The following is a 21,017-nucleotide window of genomic DNA, read 5'->3' as shown; positions in this document are numbered from 1 at the left end:
CGCCGGGGGCCCGGGGCGGGGCCCCGGCGCCACGGACGGACGGGGTCAGGTACCGGCGGCGAGTCCGAGGTGGCAGGCTTGTGCCCGTGACCGAGATTGACGCAAAGATCGATGCCCTTGTCCCCAACTGGCTGTACCTCCCCGACATCGCGGAGATGCTCGACATCGAGGTGACACGGGTCCGCCAGATGGTCAAGGAAGGTCAGCTTCTCGCCGTGCGCCGCGGCGAGAACCGCTCCCTTCAGGTGCCCGCCCCCTTCATCGACGGCGACAAGGTCGTCAAGGGCCTCGTCGGCCTGCTGACCGTGCTCCGCGACGACGGCTTCTCCGACGAGGAGATCCTGGAGTGGATGTTCACTCCCGACCCGACCCTGCCCGGCACCCCCGCGCAGGCGCTGAGCGAGAATCGCGGCACGGAGGTGAAGCGCCGCGCTCAGGCGCTTGCCCTCTGACCTGATCCGCATCCGCTCCACCGGTGTACGGGCCCGAGCGCTCGGGCCCGTACACCGCCACCACCCGGGGGTAATCCATGCAGCAGCTGTCCGACGCCCGGCTCTACCTGTGCACGGACGCCCGCAAGCGGCAGGGTGACCTCCCCGAGTTCCTCGACGCCGTCCTCGCGGGCGGAGTGGACATCGTCCAGCTCCGCGACAAGGGCATGGAGGCGGGCGAGGAGCTCGAACACCTCCAGGTCTTCGCCGAGGCGGCCCGCCGGCACGGCAAGCTGCTCGCCGTCAACGACCGCGCCGACGTCGCGCACGCCATCGGCGCCGACGTCCTGCACCTCGGCCAGGGCGACATCCCCGTACCCGCCGCCCGGGCGATCCTCCGCGAGGGAGTGCTCATCGGGCGGTCCTGCCACGCCGAGTCCGAGGTGGACGCCGCCGTCGCCGAGCCCGGCGTGGACTACTTCTGCACCGGCCCCTGCTGGCCCACCCCCACCAAGCCCGGCCGCCACGCCCCCGGCCTCGGCCTCGTCCGCTACGCGGCCTCCCTCGCCCAGGCCCGTCCGTGGTTCGCGATCGGCGGCATCGACCAAACGAATCTGGACATGGTCCTCGACGCCGGAGCCACCCGAATCGTCGTCGTACGCGCCCTCACCGAGGCCTCCGACCCCGGTGCCGCGGCCGCCGACCTGGCCAAGCGCGTACAGGCCCGCCTGGCCTAGGCATCGGGAGCACGGCCCGGCCGCCCTCCCCCTAGGTGTCCAAAAACGTGTCCAATGGGCGGACGCCGCTTCGGCGGACGCCGGGCCACGTCTAACCTGCCCGTATGGCCCTTGGTACCGCTTCCACCTGGTCGGATCGTGCGCACACGGTCCGCGATCTCCTCGCGTCCGGGAGCTCGTACTCATTCGAGTTCTGGGCCCCCAAGACCGAGAAGGGCGAGCGCAACCTCTGGGAGGCGCTCCGCCGGATCGAGGCGGTGGCCCCCAGCTTCGTCTCCGTCACGTACGGAGCCGGCGGCTCCACTCGCGGCGGCACCGTCCGCGCCACCGAACAGATCGCCGCGAACACCACGCTGACCCCGGTCGCGCACCTCACCGCCGTGGACCACTCCGTCGCGGAGCTGCGCCACGTCATCGGGCAGTTCGCCGACGCGGGCATCCGCAACATGCTCGCGCTGCGCGGGGACCCGCCGGGCGACCCCATGGGCCCCTGGGTGAAGCACCCCGAGGGCGTGGACTACGCGGCCGACCTGGTCCGCCTCCTCAAGGAGTCCGGCGACTTCTGCGTCGGCGTCGCGGCCTTCCCCGAGATGCACCCCCGTTCGGAGGACTGGGATTCGGACATCCGTCACTTCGTGGACAAGTGCCGCGCGGGCGCCGACTATGCGATCACCCAGATGTTCTTCGGTCCGGAGAATTATCTGCGGCTCCGCGACAGCGTCGTAAAGGCGGGCTGCGAGACCCCGATCATCCCCGAGGTCATGCCTGTTGTGGGAATCAAGCAGCTCGACCGATTGCCCCAACTCAGCACCGCAGTCTTCCCGGACGCCGTGAAAGAGCGCATGCTCGCCGTCAAGGACGACCCGGCCGCTGTACGCTCCATTGGCATCGAGTTCGCCACGGAGTTCTGCGCGCGGCTGCTGTCCGAGGGTGTCCCGGGGCTGCACTTCATCACGCTGAACAATTCCACGGCGACTCTCGAGATCTACGAGAACCTGGGCCTGCACCAGCGGGTCTGACCGGCCGTACGTGCCCGTGGGCGGCCGTACCGAGAGGGGCCACGCATGGGAATGACGGTCCTCTACATCGCGTTCGGGATCGTCGCGTTGTGGCTGCTTGCCGAGGTCCTGATGCAGTACAAGGCCCGGCTGCGCTGGCGCCTGCTCGCCTTCGCCGGCTTCCTCGGCGTGGTCGCCGGCGTGGTGCTGCCGTCCGTCCTCGTCATCGCGGCCGGCGCGACCGCGTTCGCGTTGGGCCAGACCCTGGTGACGCTCTCCTTCCGCAAGGGTTTCGTGGCCGGCTGGGCGCTGCGCCGGGGCGGTGAGCCCGTACGGAAGACCCGGCGGCGCCGCGCCGGGGGCGGACCGCGCAAGGAGCCCGCGCTGGAGGTGACCGCGCTGGAGTACGGGTCCGACGGCGACTCCTCCGACACCACGGACACCTCCGACATCTCCGACACCTCCGGCACCTCGGACGGGCCGGACGCCGCGGAGATCTACAGCCCGCAGCCGCTGCCCGACGACACCGGCTCGTACGGGATCCAGAGCTTCGCCCCGAACGCCGGCGCCGGGGACAGCGCGTCCTTCGCCTCGCCGTTCACCACCGCCGAGCAGGACGCCCACCAGTACGCCGCGTACTACGACCCGCAGACCCAGGGCGGCTACGACTACGGCAACGGCTACCCGGCCGGCGAACAGCAGGTCTACGCCGCCTACTCGGACCCGTACATCGGCACCGGCGGTGTCTCCCCGCAGCAGCCGTTCTACGACGCCGGCTACACCCCGTACGCCGGCCAGGCCCCGGACCCGTACGCGGGCGCGCAGCAGCAGTACTCCATGGACACACCGCCCGGCGGGGTCTGGGTCCCGCAGCAGCGGTCCACCGACGAGTACGCGCAGCCCTACCCCGGCGAGGAGCAGGCCCCCTACCCGCCCCAGGAGCCGCAGGGCTACCCGTACCAGGGCGGCACCGGGGAGTACGAGCAGTACCGCTACTGAGCGGCGGTCCTCACCGGGAGCCGCGGAACCCGGCGCCTTCCACGATCAGCCCGGCCACCAGGGCCCCGGTCATCCCGGCGTGCGCGAGCCCGCCGCCGGGGTGGGCCCAGCCGCCCGCCAGGTACAGCCCGGGCAGGGCGGTGGCGTTCGCCGGGTAGAGCAGCCGGCCGCCGGCCCCGGCGAGGGCGGGCGGCGGCACCGAGCCGTGCACCGCGCCCGTGGCCCGCGCGATGTCGGCCGGGGTGCGCAGCTCGTGCCACAGCAGCCGCCCGCGCAGCCCGGGCACGGCGCACTCGGCGGCGGTGAGGAGCTCCCCGGCGCAGCGGGTGGCCAGCGCGGCGTCCGACCAGTCCAGCACCCCCTGCGGGGCGCACACGGCGCTCACCGTGACGGCCTCGTGGTCCGCGTCGGGCCGGGTGGCCGGGTCGTCGGGCCGCAGCACGGTCACCGTCGGGCGTTCCGCGTGCTCCCCGGAGAAGGCCGCCCGGGCCGCGGCGGCCGCGCCGGGGGAGTGGACCACGGTGCGGTGCACGGCGTCCTCGGGGCGGGCGCCGCGCAGGGCGAGGAAGAGGGTGATCCGGCTGGGCACGCCCGGCCCCCGGGCGGGAACCGAGTCGGCCGGCCAGGGCACCGTGCCGGGCGGCAGCTGCCGCGGGTCGATCCCGCAGACCACGGAGTCGGCGGACACCTCGGCGCCGTCGGCCAGCAGCAGCCCGGCCGCCCGGCCGTCCCGGACGAGCACGTCCCGGACCGCCGTATCGAACTCGAAGGTGACCTTCCGCTCCAGGCAGCGCTCGTACACGGCGCTTGCCAGCGCGCGGATGCCGCCGCGTACGTACCAGCTGCCGAAGGTCTGCTCCATGTACGGGAGGACGGTCGCCGCGGCCGGCGTGGTGTCGGGGGCCAGGCCGTGGGCGAGCACCGGGCCCTCCAGCAGGGCGGCGAGCTCCCCGCCCAGTTCCCGCTCGGCCACCTCGGCGAGGGTCGGCGGCCGGCGGCGCAGCAGGCCGCTCTTGCGCAGCGCGGGGTAAGGATCACTGCCCAGCACCTGCCAGTCGGGGCGCAGCGGCTCCTCCAGCAGCGGGCGGCGGGTGGCGTCCCAGGCGTCCCGGGCACGGCCGAGGAGCGCGCTCCAGCGGTCCCCGGCGCCCGCGCCGAAGGCCTGGTCGAGGACGGCGGCGGCGCCGCCGCGCGAGACGTTGGGGAGGGTGACCGCGGAGCCGTCGGCCAGGAGGTGCCGGACGGCCGGGTCCACCTTGACCAGATCGACGTAGTCCTCCAGCGGCCGCTTGCCGGTCTTGACGAACAGGTCGCGGTAGACGGCGGGCAGGTGCAGCAGCCCGGGGCCGGTGTCGAAGGCGAAACCCTCGCGTTCGAGGCGGCCGACCGCCCCGCCGTAGGTGGTCCCGCGCTCGTACACCGTCACCTGGTGGCCCGCCACGGCCAGCCGGGCCGCCGTCGCCATCGCGCCCATGCCGGCGCCGATCACCGCAATTCGTGCCATGCGGCTGAGCCTATCGACCGGGACGGGCCCGGAACGACCCAGGTCAGCGGGGTGGCGCCGGGCTGGTGTCGAGGGCCTCGGCCGCCAGCCGTTTCTCCTCGCGGCGCTGGGCACGGCGGCGCAGGAAGCGGCGGATCCGGGACCACAGGAAGACCAGCACGGTCAGGCCGACGGCCAGCAGGACGGCCGCGATGATCGCGGCGGCCTCCGGGTTGAACATCGCGAAGGTGATGATGCCGGCCACGCCGAGGTCCTCGGCGAGGCTCATCCCCACGTTGGTGAACGGCTCCGGGGAGGTGTTGATCGCCATCCGGGTGCCGGCTTTGACGAAATGGCTGGCCAGCGCGGTGGAACCGCCGATGGCCCCGGCGGCGATGTCGGAGAGCGAGCCGCTCTGGCCGGCGAGCAGCGCGCCGATCACGGCACCCGACAGCGGGCGGATCACGGTGTGGACCGTGTCCCATATGGAGTCCACGTACGGGACCTTGTCGGCCACCGCCTCGCAGACGAACAGGACGGCGGCGACGATCAGCACGTCGGTACGCTGCAGCGACGCCGGGACCTCGTCGGTCAGTCCGGTCGCGCCGAAGATGCCGAGCAGGAGGACCACGGCGTAGGCGTTGATCCCACTGGCCCAGCCGCTGGTGAAGACCAGGGGGAGCACACTCACCCGATCAAGATACGCGTGAGGGGACGGCCGTCGGCCGTCCCCTCACGAAAAATCCTCAGGGCTCAGTGCCCCTGTTCATCGCGGCGGCGCTGCCACCGCTCCTCGATACGGGTCATCATCGACCGACGCTGCCGGTTCCGGCCGTGGCCCGAACCGCGTGTACTGCCGGAGACGGGCTGCTCGCCAGGCTTGGGTGCCTTGCGCCAACCGGTGACCACGAGAACCGTGCAGCCCAGCATGACGAGGAATCCCACCACGCTGACCCAGAGCACGCTCTGCCAGATCACGCCGGTCATGAGGAGCGCGATACCCACCACAATGCCTGCGACTGCGAGGTAGACCCGTCGCCGGGTGTACGTGCGCAGTCCGCTTCCCTCAAGCGCTGTCGCGAACTTGGGATCTTCGGCGTACAGCGCTCGCTCCATCTGCTCGAGCATTCGCTGCTCGTGCTCCGAGAGCGGCACGGGAGTCCTCCTCATCCGTCGGTCGCGGGGGGTAGCGACCAGGGGTCCCCTTCAGGATAGGCGGGGAATCGCCCCCGTGATACCCGCCCTCTACGCCACGTTCTCAAATGCACCGCGCCTGACGACAGCGCGGCTTATCCGTACCGCCTTGGGGCTCGGTCACTGAGGCGCTTATTCCCCAATGCCCTGGCCGCCATGCCGGGTCGGTGTCCCCGATCATACGGGTCCGACCGGCGGAGCGGAGGGTGTACGGCCGACTCGATGCGGCACAGCGTCGCAGATCAGGCGGGCTTCTCGCCAAGGACGTGCAGTTGCGTGGCGACCGCGTGGAAGGCGGGCAGCTCGGCGGCGGCTTCTTCCAGGCGCAGCAGTGCCTCGACCGCGCCCGGCTCGGTGTCGACCAGGACCCCGGGGACCAGGTCGGCGAAGATGCGGACGCCGTGCACCGCGCCGACCTCCAGGCCGGCTCCGCCGACCAGCTCGGTGAGCTGCTCGGCGGTGAAGCGGCGGGGCACCGGGTCGCCGGAGCCCCAGCGGCCCGCCGGGTCGGTCAGCGCCGTACGGGCCTCGGTGAAGTGGCCGGCCAGCGCGCGGGCCAGCACCGCCCCGCCGAGGCCGGCACCGAGCAGGCTGAGGATGCCGCCGGGGCGCAGCGCCGCGTACGCGTTGGCGACGCCCTCGGCCGGGTCGTCCACGTACTCCAGCACGCCGTGGCAGAGCACCACGTCGTACGCGTCCCGCTCGACGACCTCCAGCAGGCCCTGGGCGTCACCCTGCACGCCGCGGACCCGGTCGGAGACGCCGGCCTCGGCGACCCGGCGCTCCAGCCCGAACAGCGCGTTCGGGCTGGGGTCGACCACGGTGACGCGGTGCCCCAGCCGGGCCACCGGGACGGCGAACTTGCCGGTGCCGCCGCCGGTGTCCAGTACGTCGAGCACGTCCCGCCCGGTCGCCTTCACCCGGCGGTCGAGGGCCTCCTTGAGTACCTCCCACACCACGGCGGTGCGAAGGGAGGCGCGGGGGCGGGAAGTGTCCGACACGGCTGATGGCTCCTCGGCGCGATAAGAAAGGGTGAGCGGTCCGGGCCCACCCTATTGCCTCGGCCCCATTGCCTCGGGCAGCCGGTGATCTCATCCCGCGTTCGGACGCTCCGGCCTCGGCTGTGGCAAGGTCTGCGCGGTGATCGGACGGAGGGCGAGCATCCGCTCCACCAGGCGCAGGAACATCGCGACTTCGCGTACGAGATCGTCCGCCTCCCTCGTCGTCGCCGCGCCCGGTATCCCGGCCTCGGCCCGGGCCCGCCGGGTGGCGCCGGAGGCGAACAGCGCGCTCCACTCCGTCAGCTCCGGCGCTATCTCCGGCAGTACCTCCCAGGCGGGCCGGATCCGCGGCCGCCGCCGCGGGTTCACCGGTTCGGGCCGCCCGCGCGCGGCGAGCACGGCCGCGGCGACGCGCAGCGCCGCGAGGTGGGCGGTGGCATACCGCTCGTTGGGCCCGGGCAGCCCCGCGGCCTCGGTCAGGCCGCTGCGGGCCTTGGCGAGCAGATCGAGGGCAGCCGGCGGGGCCGACGACTTGCGCGGGACGGGGTGGACAGGGGACGGGGACGGTGTGGCCATGACGAACCTCCTGTCGATGCGTGGTGCTGTCGCTATGCGTGGATCCATCGTGACGTGCCCCACTGACAATCGCGTTGACCTGCGGTTTTGCCCCGCTTGTCCGGACAACTGCCTCCCTGTGCACGGCGCGTGCGTCCCAAGGGTGCTAGTTTTTGAACTGACCAGTCAGTTCAAAAGGGAGGGGACGGCGTGGACAGCCCGCGCGGCGCGGCCGTCAAAGCCGAGGACTTCGGACTCAAGGGCCCACGCGGCTGGGTGTTCCGGGGCGTCGGGATCGACGCGGCGCCCGGCTCGCTCATCGCGGTCGAGGGGCCCTCGGGCAGCGGCCGCACCTGTCTGCTCCTCGCCCTCACCGGCCGCATGAAGCCCACCGAGGGCCATGCCGAGGTCGCCGGCCACCGGCTGCCGAAGCACATGGGGGCGGTCCGCCGGGTCGCCGCCCTCGGCCCGGTCCCCGGCGTCAACGAGCTCGACCAGTCCCTCACCGTCGCCGAGCAGCTGCGCGAAGGCGCCCTGCTTCAGCGCCGCTACGAGGGCCCGGTCCGCGCCCTGCTCCGGCCCCGCGCCGAGCGCCGGGCCTCCACCGCCACCCGGATCGAGGAGGCCCTGGCCGCCGTCGGTCTGGACCTCGCGACCCTGCCCAAGGGGCCCCGTACCTCCGTACGCGACCTGGAACGGCTGGAATCCGTACGCCTGTCCGTGGCCATCGCCCTGCTGGGCGACCCGCGGCTGCTGGCCCTCGACGACCTCGACCTCAAGCTCTCGGACGCCGAACGCGCCGAGGCCTGGGCCCTGCTCCGCTCGATCGCGGCCCGCGGGACCACCGTCCTCGCCACGTGCAGCGAGGCCCCCGAGGACGCGACGGTGCTGCGCACCGGAACCCCCGCCGAAACCGCCGCGCCCGCCGCGGAGCCGGAGCCGGAGGCCGCGCCGGAACCCGAGCCCGAGGCCGAGGCCGAGCCCGAGCCCGAGGCCGAGCCCGAGGCCGAGCCCGAGGCCGACGATGCCGACGGCACCAGCACCGACACCGACGACACCGACGAAGACGACACGAACACGAAGGGGGCGGACGATGCGCTCTCCGAAGCTCGCCGCGCTTGAGCTGAAGCGGTTCGGGCGGGGAAAGCTCCCCCGCGCCGCCCTCGTCGCGCTGCTCCTGCTGCCACTGCTCTACGGCGCGCTGTACCTCTGGTCCTTCTGGGACCCGTACAGCCGCCTCGACAAGGTGCCCGTCGCCCTCGTCAACGCCGACAAGGGCGCCACCGTCGACGGCGCGCGCATCGACGCCGGCGGCGAGATCACCAAGAAGCTCCGCGACAGCCGGACCTTCGACTGGCGCGAGGTCAGCGCCGACGAGGCGGCGAAGGGGCTGGAGAACGGGACGTACTACCTGTCCCTGACCATGCCCGCCGACTTCAGCGAGAAGATCGCCTCCAGCTCCGGCGAGGACCCCACCACCGGCGCGCTCCAGGTCCGCACCAACGACTCGAACAACTACGTCGTCGGCTCGATCTCCCGCACCGTCTTCTCCGAGGTCCGCTCGGCGGCGTCCACCAACGCCTCCCGCGGCTTCCTCGACAAGATCTTCGTGTCCTTCTCCGATCTGCACGACAAGACGGCCGAGGCCGCCGACGGCGCCGACAAGCTGAAGGACGGCGCCGACAAGGCCCAGAAGGGAGCCAAGGACCTCGCCGACGGCCTCGACACGGCCAAGGCGAAGTCCGGCGAGCTCACGAGCGGGCTGAAGCAGCTCAACACGGCCTCCGGGCAGCTGAAGACCGGTACGCGGGACATCGCCACCGCCACCCAGACCCTCGCCGACAAGGTCAACGGCGGTGCCGACAAGGTCCGCCCCTTCCTCAAGGACTCCAAGCAGCTCGCGGACAGCGCCGAGCTGGTCGCCGACACGGCCAAGGTGACCAAGAACCACCTGGACACCTTCGCCAAGAAGGCCCCGGACGCGGCCCGCCACTCGCGACTGCTCGCCACCCAGTCGGCGGCCCTCTACACCAACCAGTGCGTCAGCCCCGGCGTCCCGCACGCGTCGCCCGCCGCCTGCGCCGAGATGAAGAAGATCAAGGACGGAGCGGCCGAGGCCGCCGAGCTCTCCGGCGACGTCAACACCCTGGTCAAGAACTCGGGCGGCGACCTCGAAGCGCTCCGCAAGCAGCTGACCGACCTGGAGAAGAAGGCCCGCGAGCTGGCCGCGAAGGCCCCCGGTCTCTCCGCCGACCTCGAAGACCGCGTCGCGAAGATCAACGCCCTCAACACCGGCGCCCACAAGGTCGCCACCGGCATGGCCCAGCTCCACACCGGCCTGGGCAGCGCCACCAAGGGCTCCGGCGCCCTCGGCGAGGGTGTCGGCAAGCTCGGCGACGGAGCACACAGCCTCAACGGCGGCATGTTCAAGCTCGTCGACGGCAACCGCGACCTCGCCGACGGCCTGCACGACGGCGTCGGCAAGATCCCGGACTACGACGAGAAGCAGCGCGACGCCCGCACCGAGGTCATGGCCGATCCGGTCAAGCTCGCCAACCAGTCCCTGCACAAGGCGCCGAACTACGGTACGGGTTTCGCCCCGTACTTCATCCCGCTCTCCCTCTGGGTCGGCGCGATGGTCGCCTACATGCTGATCGCGCCGCTGAACCGGCGGGCCCTCGCCGCGGGTGCCTCGCCCTGGCGGGTCGCCTTCGCGGGCTGGCTGCCCGTGGCCGGCCTCGGCGCCGCGCAGGTGGCCGCGCTGATGTCCGTACTCCACTGGGGCCTCGGCCTGGAGATGGCGCGACCGGCCCTGACCATCGCGTTCCTGATGCTGGTCACCGGCTGCTTCGCGGCGATCGTGCAGTGGCTCAACGCCAAGTTCGGCGCGGCCGGCCGCATCCTGGTGCTGGCCGTCCTGATGCTCCAGCTGACCTCGGCGGGCGGTACGTACCCCGTTCAGACCAGTCCTGACTTCTTCAACGCGATCCACCCGTACCTGCCGATGTCGTACATCGTCGAGGGCCTGCGCAAACTCATCACCGGCGGCGATCTCGCCCCCGTGTGGCAGGGCTGCGCCGTCCTGGTGGCGTTCACGGCCGGCGCGCTCGCCCTCACCGCACTCGCCGCCCGCGGCAAGCAGGTGTGGACGATGGACCGGCTGCACCCCGAACTGAGCCTGTAAGGAAGCGTTGACCTGTGAGAATCAGCGCCATGGAAAGCAGCAGTACCGGTACGGGTACCGGCAGCGGCCGACGGCAGGCCACCCGGCAGAAGCTCTACGAAGCGGCCGTCACACTCATCGCCGAGCAGGGCTTCTCGGCCACCACGGTCGATGAGATCGCCGAGCGGGCGGGCGTCGCGAAGGGAACCGTCTACTACAACTTCGCCAGCAAGACCGACCTCTTCGAGGAGCTGCTCCGGCACGGGGTCGGCCTGCTGACCGCGTCCCTGCGGAGGGCGGCGGAGGAGACCGAGGCGCGCGGCGGGACCCGGATCGAGGCGCTCGACGAGATGATCAGGGCGGGCCTGGTCTTCATCGACCGGTACCCGGCGTTCACGCAGCTGTACGTCGCCGAGCTGTGGCGCACCAACCGGGCATGGCAGTCCACGCTGATGGTGGTCCGGCAGGAGGCGGTGGCGGTCGTGGAGACGGTGCTGCGGGAGGGCGTCGAGCGGGGCGAACTCAGCGCCGAGATCGATGTACCGCTGACCGCGGCCGCGTTGGTGGGGATGGTGCTCGTCGCCGCGCTGGACTGGCAGGCGTTCCAGAGCGAGCGGTCGCTGGACGACGTGCACTCGGCGCTGTCGCTGCTGTTGCGGGGGCGGGTCAGCGGAAGCCGCTGAGGGGTACCCCGGTCGGCGGTGCCGCGGGGACGGCGGGGGCGCGTAGAACTGAGTACCCGTACGTACCTAGGCGTACCTAGGCGCGGAAATGAGTACGCGTACGGATGGGCTCCCACCTGCGGGAACAGCAGACTGGGGGACGACGGACAGGGGCCTCGGCCCGCACCGCGGACACGGGGCCGCGGAGCGGGCCGGGGCCTCGTCCCTCGCCGGGAGGGTTACGGGGGCCCGGTTACGCGAAATGGCCGGGCGGCGGGGCTCAGGGGGAACGAGCCTCGCCGCCCGGCATTTTTCGTATGCGCCCGCGCCGCCGCCGCGGGCCCTCGGCCCGGGGGCGGCGCCGCCCGCAGGCCGCCCGCAGGCCGCCCGCAGGACAGCACCGTCAGCCGCGGCCGCGCAGCGGCAGCCGGACGGACGCCGCGCGGGCCGAGGCCGCCGCCGTCAGGGCGGACCAGCGGGCGGAGGCCGCCCAGGAGACGCGGGCCGCGGAGCGCGGCAGGAGCAGCGCCCGCAGCCGGGCCGCGCGGGACACGCCGGCCAGCAGACCGGCGCGGGCCAGCAGCACGTCCCGCGCCAGGCCCGGGTACGAGACGTCCGCGCCCGGCGGCGCGTACAGCGCCCGCTCCACCGCGCCCGCGACCCGGTGCACCGCCTCCGCCGCGTCCGGCTCCAGCCGGCCCAGCTCCACCACCCGCGCGGCGGCGGACCGCGGCGACAACGCCTCGTCCGGGGCGATGCCCACGTCCCAGGCCCCGTCGCCCAGCTCCCGCCAGGCCACGAGGACACCACCCGCCGACAGCCGCCGCGCCCGCACCCGCGTCCGCCACAGCAACGGCAGCAGCGGGAGGCCCAGCAGCGCCACGACGGCCGCCGCCCAGCCCGCCACCGCGAGCACCGACGGCCCGCCCGCGCCCGGAGCGGCCCCCTGTGTCGCCGCCGGCCCGCCGCACTCGCCCAGCTTCTTCAGCTCCGGCGGGCAGTCGTCCGCCTTCGACGGATCAGCCGCCGGCTCGGACGCGTTCGACGACGGCAGCGCCGTCGGCGCGGACGGCGTGGCCGCCGGGGTCTCCGCCCGGCTGTAGTCGGGGATCGAGATCCCCGAGCGGGGCGTCGGCTCGAAACGGGTCCAGCCCACGCCCTCGAAGTACAGCTCCGGCCACGCGTGCGCGTCCCGCATCGACACGTTCCACGTGCCGTCCGACTGCTTCTCGCCCGGGGTGAACCCGACCGCCACCCGCGCCGGGATCCCCAGCGAGCGGGACATCGCGGCCATCGAGAACGCGAAGTGGACGCAGAAGCCCTCCTTGTCCTCCAGGAAGCGGGCGACGGCCTGCGGACCCGTACCGGAGGCGGTCCGCGTGTCGTAGCGGAATCCGCCGCTCACGGCGAAGTAGTCCTGGAGTTTCACCGCCCGCGTGTAGTCGTCCTTCGAGCCCCGCACGACCTCGCGGGCCCGCTCCGCGACGACCGGCGGCAGATTGTCCGGCAGCTTCGTGTACTCGGCCTTGACCGCCGCGTTCGGCGCCGGCGCGGTCTGGAGCTGGCGCACCGTCGGCCGCAGCAGCATGCTCCGCACCGTGTACTGGGCGCCCTGCACGTTCTGGTACTTGTCCTTGCCCAGCTGGTCCCCGACCAGGGTCCGGCCGGCCTGCTCGAACCGCCACTTCCCGCCGATGTCCACCCCGGTCGCCGGGTACGGCATCGGCAGGTAGCGCTGCACGTAGGTGTCCGCCGCCGAGAACGTGGTGCGCACCTCGGTCGCGCCCGTCCGTACCTGCTCGCCCAGCCCCGGCGGGGTCGGCATCCGCTCCGGGACGTCGGTCAGCGGCCGCCCGGAGGCCTCCCACTTGACCCCGTTGAACTCGTCCAGCGCCAGGATCCGCACGTACTGGTCGCCGACCTGCGGGCTGTCCGTGCGGTACTTCAGCACCACCCGGTTGTCCTGCGCGTTCAGGCTGCTCTGCAGCGAGACCAGCGGGTTGACCGCCGAGATCGTCCCGCCCGTGCCGCTGCCGCCGGACTCATCCGCGCCCCGGCCGCCCAGCAGGCCGTCCCCCAGCGCCGGCAGCGCCAGCGGCACGGCCAGCGCCAGGCCGAGCGCGACCGCGCCGATCCGCCGCCCGGTGCGTACGGGAGCCAGCGCCTGCCCACTGCCCGAATCGGCACCGCTCCCGTAACCCGAGGCGGCCGACACCCGGCCGCGCGGGGCCGCGCCGAAGACCCGGCCCCACTGGGCGAGGCGGTCGCGGCCCTCGGCGAGCAGCATCATCAGATAGCCGCACCCGGCCAGCAGGAACGAGAACCAGGAGTTCCCGTGGTCCGCGGACAGCCCGGCGGCCACCGAGTACAGCGCGAGCAGCGGCAGCCCCGCCGCGGCGGCCGTGCGCAGCGTCACCGCCAGCATGTCCACGAGCAGCCCGATCAGCAGCACCCCGGCCAGCAGCAGCAGGCGGATGCCGTCCGTGACCGGCGCCGGTATCGCGTACTCGCCCACGTCCTGGACGCCCCGCCCGAACAGCGCGCCGAAGTCCGTCACCAGGTAGGCCAGCGGCCCGTTCCCGGTGGACTCGCCCTTCCCCGCGAACATGAACGCGAGGATCAGCAGCGACACCAGCAGCTGCGAGGCCACCGTCAGCGACCGCGCCAGCGGCAGCCTCCGGGCCCCGGCCCCCACCGCGCTCTGCACGGCAAGCAGCAGCGCGGCCTGCGCGATCCAGCTGTTCGACTCGACCAGCCCGGCCAGCGACCACGAGGTGAGCAGCGTCGCCAACGCCGCGAAAAGTGTCAGTCTCGCCCGCCCGCTCATCCCCAGCCTCCGGAAGCACCCATGCCGAGCGGAGCATTGCCGGCCTGCCGCCACAGCTCGCCGAACGCCACCCCGGGCGGGGCGGCCAGCGCCGTCCAGCCCGCGTCGCGCAACCTGCGCAACCGCTCCTCCAGCGGGAGCGGCACGCTGTCCCGCGCGGGCCACCCGGACCAGGTCGCGGAGTCCAGTACGAAGGCCACCGCACCGCCGGCCCGCTGGCGCATCTTCGCCGCGAGTTCTGTCTGTACGTCGTCCAGGTCGCCGAAGAAGCCGATGAGGAGCCCGTCGGAGCCGGCTCCCCCGAGGGCGCCGCCACCGCTGCGGATCGCGTCGTAGGCCCGGGACAGCCCGGCCCCGTCGGAGTGGCCGACCACCGCGAGCGTGTCCATCATCAGCCCGGCGGCCACGGCGGACTCCTGCCCGCCCGCCGAGGACCCGCTGAAAATGTTGCCGCCGCCTTCGCCGGGCACCGAATCGCCGGTGTCGGTCAGCAGCCGCACCGAGAAGCCCTGCTCCAGGAGGTGCAGCAGCGTCGAGGCGGCCGCCGACACGGCCCATTCGAAGGCGGAGTCCGGTCCGGCGCCCTCGAACGCGAGCTGCCGGGTGTCCAGCAGGACGGTGGCCTTGCTGCGCTGCGGCTGCTCCTCGCGGCGCACCATCAGCTCGCCGTAGCGGGCGGTGGAGCGCCAGTGCACCCGGCGCAGGTCGTCGCCGCGCCGGTAGCCGCGCGGGATCACGTCGTCGTCGCCGGCCAGGGCCAGCGAGCGGCGGCTGCCGTCCCCGTAACCGGAGGACTCGCCGGTCAGCCGGACCGCGGCCAGGGGCTCGGTGCGCGGGATGACGGTGAGGGTGTCGAACGCGCTGAACGAGCGGGTCAGCTCGACCAGCCCGAAGGGGTCGCTCAACCGCAGCTGGAGCGGGCCCAGGGGGTAGCGGCCGCGCAGGTCGGAGCGGACCCGGTAGGACACCTCGCGGCGCCCGCCGGGCTCGACCCGGTCCAGGACGAAGCGGGGCCGGGGACCGAGGACGTAGGGCACCCGGTCCTGGAGCATCAGCAGCCCGGTCGGTACCCGCGAGGTGTTGTCCATCCGCAGCCGCACCCGGGCCTCGCCGCCCGCGGCCACCCGCGTCGGGGTCAGCCGGCGGCTGCCGGTGACCCGGTGGCGGGTGCGGTGCAGGGCGAGGACGCAGATCAGCGGCAGTGCGGCGAGCAGCAGCCCGACCCGGAGCAGTTCCCCCTGGCCGAGGACGTAGGCGCACACGGCGGCGGCGACCCCGGCGGCGACGAACGAACGGCCGCGCGTGGTCAGTCCGGAGAGCGACGTACGCAGCCCGCCGCCGGCGCCGCGCGGGGCACCGGCGCCCATCAGAAGCCCCGGATGCCCGCGCCGGGCGGCATCTCGCCGCGGGCGTGCGCGGCGGGGACGGGGGTGCGCTGCAGGATGTCGTGGACGACCTGCTCGGCGGTGCGCCGGTTCAACTGGGCCTGAGCGGTGGGCAGCAGCCGGTGTGCGAGGACCGGGGCGGCCAGCGCCTGGACGTCGTCGGGCAGGACGTACTCCCGGCCGGCGAGGGCGGCGGAGGCCTTCACGGCGCGCAGCAGGTGCAGGGTGGCGCGGGGCGAGGCGCCCAGGCGCAGGTCCGGGTGGCTGCGGGTGGCGGAGACCAGGTCGACGACGTAGCGGCGGACGGGCTCGGCGACGTACACCTCGCGGACGGCGTCGATCAGCTTGACGATGTCGTGCGCGTGCGCGACGGCGGTGAGGTCGTCGAGCGGGGAGAGCCCGCCGTGCACGTCGAGCATCTGGAGCTCGGCCTCGGGGCTCGGGTAGCCGACGGAGACGCGGGCCATGAAGCGGTCGCGCTGGGCCTCGGGGAGGGGGTAGGTGCCCTCCATCTCCACCGGGTTCTGGGTGGCGACCACCATGAACGGGCTCGGCAGCGTGTACGTCGTGCCGTCGATGGTGACCTGGCGCTCCTCCATCGACTCCAGCAGCGCGGACTGCGTCTTGGGAGAAGCGCGGTTGATCTCGTCGCCGATGACGATCTGCGCGAAGATCGCGCCCGGCTTGAACTCGAACTCGCGGCGCTGCTGGTCGTAGATGCTGACGCCGGTGATGTCGGAGGGCAGCAGGTCCGGGGTGAACTGGATGCGCTGCACCGAGCAGTCGATGGACTTGGCGAGCGTCTTGGCCAGCATGGTCTTGCCGACGCCGGGCACGTCCTCGATCAGCAGGTGGCCCTCGGCGAGCAGCACGGTCATCGCCAGCCGGACGACCTCGGGCTTGCCCTCGATCACGCTCTCGACCGAGCGGCGGACCCGCTCCGCCGTGCTGGTCAGATCCGCGAGGCTCGCTCGGTCGTCATACGTCGTCACCTGGTTCTCCTCGGCCCTTTCTCAGGGCCGACGCCCTCGGCGCATGCACGGCCCACCCCAAACACATTCTTGACGGCGTCACGGGCCCGTGTCACTCAAGAGGCCGGATCGATCTCCCGCAGGAGCCCGGTGTGCACGTCGAAGACGAAGCCTCGCACATCGTCCGTGTGGGGGAGGAAGGGGTTCGTGCGCACCCGCTGCATGGACTGGCGTACGTCCTGCTCCACGTCGCGGAAGGCCTCCACGGCCCAGGCGGGGCGCTGGCCGACCTCGTCCTCCAGCTCGTGCCGGAAGTCCTCGGTCAGGCTTTCGAGACCACAGCCGGTGTGGTGGATGAGGATCACCGCGCGGGTGCCGAGGGCGCGCTGGCTGATGGTGAGCGAGCGGATGGTGTCGTCGGTGACGACCCCGCCGGCGTTGCGGATGGTGTGACAGTCGCCGAGCTCCAGGCCGAGGGCGGCGTGCAGGTCGAGCCGGGCGTCCATGCAGGCCACGACGGCCACCTGGAGGACCGGGCGGGCGTCCATGCCCGGGTCGACGAATTCCGCGGCGTACTGCCGGTTCGCCTCGACCAGCCGGTCCGTGACGGAACGGCCGTCCGACGCCTGGGGCGCGGAGTCGGCGGGCAGGGATGCGGAAGTGGTCATGGGTACGACGGTAGTGGTCACAGCTCGATCCGGCACGGAGTGAGGGCGGACAAAGAAGGTCAACCAGACCTCTTGTGAGCTAACCCACAGGAGTGAGACGGGGGCGCCTGATCGGGTGATTCGCGGCTTTCGCGGGTTCGGTGGGAGACCGCCGCACGGCGCGCGGGGCGGTTCGTTGACCGCGGCGACCGTTGCACTAAAGTGGCGCGAACCGGCCGGAGCCCGGCCCTACCGGCCCTCCGGCCCTTGGTAATCCTGGTAAAACTCCGCGTGCGCGGCGCGGCGTACGCCTGCCGCGCCGTTATCTGAGAGGGCGCTTTGACTAGCGAGTCCCGACATGTCCCGGTGATGCTCCAGCGGTGCCTGGACCTGTTGGCCCCGGCGCTGGAGAGGCCGGGGGCCGTCGTCGTCGACTGCACCCTCGGCCTCGGCGGCCACAGCGAGGCCCTGCTCACCCGGTTCCCCGAGGTCCGCCTGATCGGCCTCGACCGCGACAAGGAGGCCCTGCGGCTCTCCGGCGAGCGGCTCGCGCGCTTCGGCGACCGGGTCACCCTCGTCCACGCGATCTACGCCGACCTCGCCGAGGTGCTCGACAACCTCGGCATCCCGACCGTCCAGGGCATCCTCTTCGACCTGGGCGTCTCCTCCATGCAGCTGGACGAGGCCGACCGAGGGTTCGCGTACGCGCAGGACGCGCCGCTGGACATGCGGATGGACCAGACGACCGGCATCAGCGCGGCGGAGGTCCTCAACACCTACCCGCCCGGGGAGCTGGTCCGGATCCTGCGCCAGTACGGCGAGGAGAAGCAGGCCAAGCGGATCGTGTCGGCGATCGTGCGGGAGCGGGCGAAGGAGCCCTTCACCAACAGCGCCCGGCTGGTCGAGCTGATCCGGGACGCGCTGCCCCAGGCGGCGAAGCGGACGGGCGGCAACCCGGCCAAGCGGACCTTCCAGGCGCTGCGGATCGAGGTCAACGGCGAGCTGTCGGGCCTGGAGAAGGCGATTCCGGCGGCCGTGGAACGGATCGCGGTGGGCGGGCGGATCGCGGTGCTGTCGTACCACTCGCTGGAGGACCGGCTCGTGAAGCAGGTCTTCGCGGCGGGCGCGACCTCGACGGCGCCGCCGGGGCTGCCGGTGGTCCCGGAGAAGTACCAGCCGAAGCTGAAGCTGCTCACGCGGGGCGCGGAACTGCCGACCGAGGAGGAGATCGCCGAGAACCGGCGGGCCGCCCCCGCCCGGTTCCGCGGCGTCGAACGCATCCGGGAGGCGCGGCTGTGAGCAAACGCGGGGGCCGGCCCGGGAAGGCGGCGAACACCGGGCAGGCGGCCCGGATGCCGTTCGTCCTGCTGGTGGTGGCGCTGCTCGGCGGCGGGCTGATCAGCCTGCTGCTGCTGAACTCCGCGCTGAACGAGGGCTCCTTCCAGCTGTCGAGGCTGAAGAAGGAGACCACCGCGCTGACGGACGAGGAGCAGGCGCTGCAGCGGGACGTGGACGCCTACTCGGCCCCCGACGCGTTGCAGCGCCGGGCGCACGAGCTGGGCCTGGTCCCGGGCGGCAGCCCGGTCTTCATCGGCCCGGACGGAAAGGTCCAGGGGACCCCGGCCGTCGCGTCGGAACCCCCGCCGCCGTCCGCTCCGCCGGCCGCCCAGACCCCCTCCCCGGCGGGCCCCCCGGCCCCGGCCACCTCCCCCGCGCCCACCCCGAGCTCCACCCCGCAGACCCCTGGAAGGTGACGTCGTGACGCGGACCCCTGCCAATTCCGCCTGGCCGGCGCCTGCCCATCCAGCCTCGCGTGGGGGCACCCCCGGACGGAGTCTGGGGGAGTTTGAGGCGCGGGGTCTGGGGCGGAGCCCCAGAAGGCCCGGGCGCAGCCCGGGTCCGCTCTCGCCGCGCGGCCGCACCGGCGAACACCGGGCACCCGCGCCCACGGCTCCCGCGGTCGCGGCGGTCGCGGCGGTGGCGGCGTGAGGCCCGACGGGCCGCGGCGCCGGGTGCCGGGGCCCCCGAGGCCCCGGCCGGCGGACCGCGCCCGGGCCGCGACGACCGCGCGGCCCGCCACCCGCAGGCCCGCCGCCGCGAGGGCGCCCCACACCATCCGGCTCGGCAGCCCCAGGCCCCGCCTGCGCCTGGTCAGCGTCGGCCTCACGCTCGTCATGCTCGCCTTCGTCGTCCGCCTCCTCCAGGTCCAGGCCGTCGACGCGTCCGCGTACTCCGCCAAGGCCTCCGAGAACCGGTTCGCCAGCCACACCCTGGCCGCCGAACGCGGGGAGATCACCGACCGCAAGGGCGTGGCCCTCGCCACCAGCGTCGACGCGTACGACATCACCGCCGACCCCAAGATGTTCACCCCGCAGGACAGCAAGGCCCCGGACGCCCCCGAGCAGGCCGCCGCCCTCCTCGCGCCGATCCTCGGCAAGGACGCCAAGGAGCTCACGGCCCGCCTCAAGACCAAGAACACCCGCTACGTCATCCTCGCCCGCCGCCAGACCCCCCAGGTCTGGAACCAGATCAAGGACCTCCAGCGCGTCTTCGCCGAGAAGGCCGCCGCCGACCGGAAGAACAACGGCCCCGGCGCCAACGTCCTCGCGGGCGTCTTCAAGGAGGACAGCAGCAAGCGCGTGTACCCGGGCGGCGATCTGGCCGCCGGGATACTGGGCTACGTCAACGCCGACGGCAAGGGCGGCGGCGGCCTGGAGTCCGCCCTCGACAAGAAGCTGTCCGGCAAGGACGGCGAGCTCAGCTACGCCCAGTCCGGCGGCCGCCGCGTCCCCACCGCCGGCTCCAGCGAGAAGCCCGCCGTACCCGGCGACGACATCGAGCTGACCATCGACCGCGACATCCAGTGGGCGGCGCAGAGCGCCATCACCGAGCAGGTCGAGAAGTCCGGGGCCGACCGCGGCTACGTCATCGTCCAGGACACCCGCACCGGCGAGATCCTCGCCATGGCCAACGCCCCCGGCTTCGACCCCAACGACCTGACCAAGGCCAGCTCCGCCGCCATGGGCAACGCCGCCCTCCAGGACGTGTACGAGCCCGGCTCCACCGCCAAGGTGATGTCGATGGCCGCCGTGCTGGAGGAGAAGAAGGCCACCCCCGAGACCCACGTCGAGGTCCCCAACCGGCTGCACCGCGGCGACCGGCTGTTCAAGGACGACGTCGATCACCCGACCTGGTACCTGACCCTCAACGGGGTCCTCGCCAAGTCCTCCAACATCGGCACCATCCTGGCCACCGGCCAGCTCGGCGCCACCCAGCCCGAGGCCAACAAGGTCCTGTACTCGTACCTGACCAAGTTCGGCATCGGGCAGCCCAGCGGCCTCGGCTACCCCGGCGAGTCCCGCGGCATCCTGGCCAAGCCCGAGGCCTGGTCCACCTCCCAGCAGTACACGATCCCCTTCGGCCAGGGCCTGTCCCTCAACGCCATGCAGGCAGCCTCCGTGTACTCGACCATCGCCAACGGCGGGGTCCGGATCACGCCGACCCTCGTCCGGGGCAGCAAGGGCCCCGACGGCCGCTTCACCCCGGCCCCCGCGCCCGACAAGACCCGCGTGGTCAGCGAGGAAACCGCCAGGACCCTCGCCGGAATGCTCGAATCCGTCGTCGACGACCAGGAGGGCACCGGCACCAAGGCCCGCATCCCCGGCTACCGGGTCGGCGGCAAGACCGGCACCTCCAACCGGGTGGATCCGGCCACCGGCCGCTACAAGGGCTACACCGCCTCCTTCGCCGGCTTCGCACCCGCCGACAACCCCCGCGTCACCGTCTACTGCGCCATCCAGAACCCCACGAAGGGCAGCTACTTCGGCGGCCAGATCTGCGGCCCCATCTACAAGAAGGTCATGGAGTTCGCCCTCAAGACCCTCCAGGTCGCCCCCACCGGAACCGCCCCCGCCGGCCTGCCGGTCACCTTCGAACCGGGCCCGTAGCCCGGCCGGTGACCCGG

The 21,017-nt window shown here is 72.9% G+C and carries 19 protein-coding genes; 10 read left to right on the top strand and 9 right to left on the bottom strand.

Going from position 1 to position 21,017, the window contains the following annotated elements; translation table 11 throughout:
- Nucleotides 1–86 precede the first annotated feature (86 nt).
- The 4 genes from MTF65_RS28700 (at nt 87) to MTF65_RS28685 (ending at nt 3,165) form a co-directional block, all read left to right on the top strand.
- Nucleotides 87–452 (top strand): Rv2175c family DNA-binding protein, encoded by a 366-nt coding sequence (locus MTF65_RS28700; RefSeq protein WP_243631898.1) that lies wholly within the window; start codon nt 87–89, stop codon nt 450–452.
- 77 nt (nt 453–529) lie between these two features.
- The gene (gene thiE, locus MTF65_RS28695; protein ID WP_243631897.1) at nt 530–1,168 is read left to right on the top strand and encodes a thiamine phosphate synthase; all 639 of its coding nucleotides are present in this window, start codon (nt 530–532) and stop codon (nt 1,166–1,168) included.
- A gap of 104 nt (nt 1,169–1,272) precedes the next feature.
- A complete protein-coding gene (metF, locus tag MTF65_RS28690) occupies nt 1,273–2,187 on the top strand; it encodes a methylenetetrahydrofolate reductase [NAD(P)H] (protein WP_243631896.1) in 915 nt (304 codons plus the stop codon).
- 45 nt (nt 2,188–2,232) lie between these two features.
- Nucleotides 2,233–3,165 (top strand): hypothetical protein, encoded by a 933-nt coding sequence (locus tag MTF65_RS28685; protein WP_243631895.1) that lies wholly within the window; start codon nt 2,233–2,235, stop codon nt 3,163–3,165.
- A 10-nt stretch (nt 3,166–3,175) separates the two neighbouring features.
- Here the strand turns inward: MTF65_RS28685 and MTF65_RS28680 are convergent, their stop codons facing one another.
- The 5 genes from MTF65_RS28680 to MTF65_RS28660 form a co-directional block, all read right to left on the bottom strand.
- Entirely contained in the window at nt 3,176–4,669 is a 1,494-nt protein-coding gene (locus tag MTF65_RS28680; protein ID WP_243631894.1) for an NAD(P)/FAD-dependent oxidoreductase, read from the bottom strand.
- Nucleotides 4,670–4,712: 43 nt separating this feature from the next.
- Nucleotides 4,713–5,339 carry a DUF4126 domain-containing protein gene (locus MTF65_RS28675; protein ID WP_243631893.1) on the bottom strand — a complete coding sequence of 209 codons (627 nt, stop codon included), beginning with the start codon at nt 5,337–5,339 and terminating at the stop codon, nt 4,713–4,715.
- 62 nt (nt 5,340–5,401) lie between these two features.
- The gene (locus MTF65_RS28670; RefSeq protein WP_243631892.1) at nt 5,402–5,803 is read right to left on the bottom strand and encodes a DUF3040 domain-containing protein; all 402 of its coding nucleotides are present in this window, start codon (nt 5,801–5,803) and stop codon (nt 5,402–5,404) included.
- Between the two features lie 281 nt (nt 5,804–6,084).
- Nucleotides 6,085–6,843 carry a methyltransferase gene (locus MTF65_RS28665; protein ID WP_243631891.1) on the bottom strand — a complete coding sequence of 253 codons (759 nt, stop codon included), beginning with the start codon at nt 6,841–6,843 and terminating at the stop codon, nt 6,085–6,087.
- Between the two features lie 90 nt (nt 6,844–6,933).
- Nucleotides 6,934–7,419 (bottom strand): SAV_6107 family HEPN domain-containing protein, encoded by a 486-nt coding sequence (locus tag MTF65_RS28660; RefSeq protein WP_243631890.1) that lies wholly within the window; start codon nt 7,417–7,419, stop codon nt 6,934–6,936.
- A gap of 189 nt (nt 7,420–7,608) precedes the next feature.
- Between MTF65_RS28660 and MTF65_RS28655 the strand changes: the two genes are divergently transcribed.
- Genes MTF65_RS28655 through MTF65_RS28645 form a run of 3 tightly spaced genes read left to right on the top strand, consistent with a single transcriptional unit; the run spans nt 7,609 to nt 11,244 of the window.
- A complete protein-coding gene (locus tag MTF65_RS28655; protein ID WP_243631889.1) occupies nt 7,609–8,520 on the top strand; it encodes an ATP-binding cassette domain-containing protein in 912 nt (303 codons plus the stop codon).
- Complete coding sequence (locus MTF65_RS28650) at nt 8,492–10,582, top strand: YhgE/Pip family protein (RefSeq protein WP_243631888.1); 2,091 nt, start codon at nt 8,492–8,494, stop codon at nt 10,580–10,582. Before MTF65_RS28655 ends, MTF65_RS28650 begins: the two co-directional genes overlap by 29 nt.
- 29 nt (nt 10,583–10,611) lie before the next feature.
- Nucleotides 10,612–11,244 (top strand): TetR/AcrR family transcriptional regulator, encoded by a 633-nt coding sequence (locus tag MTF65_RS28645; RefSeq protein WP_243631887.1) that lies wholly within the window; start codon nt 10,612–10,614, stop codon nt 11,242–11,244.
- Between the two features lie 382 nt (nt 11,245–11,626).
- On the opposite strand, the gene MTF65_RS28640 is transcribed toward MTF65_RS28645, so the two are convergent.
- The 4 genes from MTF65_RS28640 to MTF65_RS28625 form a co-directional block, all read right to left on the bottom strand.
- Nucleotides 11,627–14,050: a transglutaminaseTgpA domain-containing protein gene (locus tag MTF65_RS28640; RefSeq protein WP_374207317.1), complete on the bottom strand. Its 2,424-nt coding sequence runs from the start codon at nt 14,048–14,050 to the stop codon at nt 11,627–11,629.
- The gene (locus MTF65_RS28635; protein ID WP_243631885.1) at nt 14,047–15,417 is read right to left on the bottom strand and encodes a DUF58 domain-containing protein; all 1,371 of its coding nucleotides are present in this window, start codon (nt 15,415–15,417) and stop codon (nt 14,047–14,049) included. Before MTF65_RS28635 ends, MTF65_RS28640 begins: the two co-directional genes overlap by 4 nt.
- A complete protein-coding gene (locus tag MTF65_RS28630; protein WP_243631884.1) occupies nt 15,417–16,427 on the bottom strand; it encodes a MoxR family ATPase in 1,011 nt (336 codons plus the stop codon). Before MTF65_RS28630 ends, MTF65_RS28635 begins: the two co-directional genes overlap by 1 nt.
- 95 nt (nt 16,428–16,522) lie before the next feature.
- Nucleotides 16,523–17,137 (bottom strand): beta-class carbonic anhydrase, encoded by a 615-nt coding sequence (locus tag MTF65_RS28625; RefSeq protein ID WP_374207316.1) that lies wholly within the window; start codon nt 17,135–17,137, stop codon nt 16,523–16,525.
- Between the two features lie 285 nt (nt 17,138–17,422).
- Between MTF65_RS28625 and rsmH the strand changes: the two genes are divergently transcribed.
- The 3 genes from rsmH (at nt 17,423) to MTF65_RS28610 (ending at nt 21,000) form a co-directional block, all read left to right on the top strand.
- Nucleotides 17,423–18,352 (top strand): 16S rRNA (cytosine(1402)-N(4))-methyltransferase RsmH, encoded by a 930-nt coding sequence (gene rsmH / locus MTF65_RS28620; RefSeq protein WP_243631882.1) that lies wholly within the window; start codon nt 17,423–17,425, stop codon nt 18,350–18,352.
- Entirely contained in the window at nt 18,349–18,807 is a 459-nt protein-coding gene (locus MTF65_RS28615; protein ID WP_374207315.1) for a hypothetical protein, read from the top strand. Before rsmH ends, MTF65_RS28615 begins: the two co-directional genes overlap by 4 nt.
- Before the next feature lie 231 nt (nt 18,808–19,038).
- A complete protein-coding gene (locus MTF65_RS28610; protein WP_243631881.1) occupies nt 19,039–21,000 on the top strand; it encodes a penicillin-binding protein 2 in 1,962 nt (653 codons plus the stop codon).
- Nucleotides 21,001–21,017: the final 17 nt, after the last annotated feature.

Source organism: Streptomyces sp. APSN-46.1 (assembly GCF_022815725.1).
Taxonomy (GTDB): domain Bacteria; phylum Actinomycetota; class Actinomycetes; order Streptomycetales; family Streptomycetaceae; genus Streptomyces.
Note: the sequence above shows the minus strand (reverse complement) of the source record. Positions and strands in the feature narration are given on the sequence as shown.

Coding starts and splice junctions, on each gene's coding strand:
- MTF65_RS28645 (WP_243631887.1), top strand. CDS start 10,612: ATGGAAAGCAGCAGTACCGGTACGGGTACCGGCAGCGGCCGACGGCAG.
- MTF65_RS28660 (WP_243631890.1), bottom strand. CDS start 7,419: ATGGCCACACCGTCCCCGTCCCCTGTCCACCCCGTCCCGCGCAAGTCG.
- MTF65_RS28650 (WP_243631888.1), top strand. CDS start 8,492: ATGCGCTCTCCGAAGCTCGCCGCGCTTGAGCTGAAGCGGTTCGGGCGG.
- MTF65_RS28685 (WP_243631895.1), top strand. CDS start 2,233: ATGGGAATGACGGTCCTCTACATCGCGTTCGGGATCGTCGCGTTGTGG.
- MTF65_RS28640 (WP_374207317.1), bottom strand. CDS start 14,050: ATGAGCGGGCGGGCGAGACTGACACTTTTCGCGGCGTTGGCGACGCTG.
- rsmH (WP_243631882.1), top strand. CDS start 17,423: ATGCTCCAGCGGTGCCTGGACCTGTTGGCCCCGGCGCTGGAGAGGCCG.
- thiE (WP_243631897.1), top strand. CDS start 530: ATGCAGCAGCTGTCCGACGCCCGGCTCTACCTGTGCACGGACGCCCGC.
- MTF65_RS28635 (WP_243631885.1), bottom strand. CDS start 15,417: ATGGGCGCCGGTGCCCCGCGCGGCGCCGGCGGCGGGCTGCGTACGTCG.
- metF (WP_243631896.1), top strand. CDS start 1,273: ATGGCCCTTGGTACCGCTTCCACCTGGTCGGATCGTGCGCACACGGTC.
- MTF65_RS28680 (WP_243631894.1), bottom strand. CDS start 4,669: ATGGCACGAATTGCGGTGATCGGCGCCGGCATGGGCGCGATGGCGACG.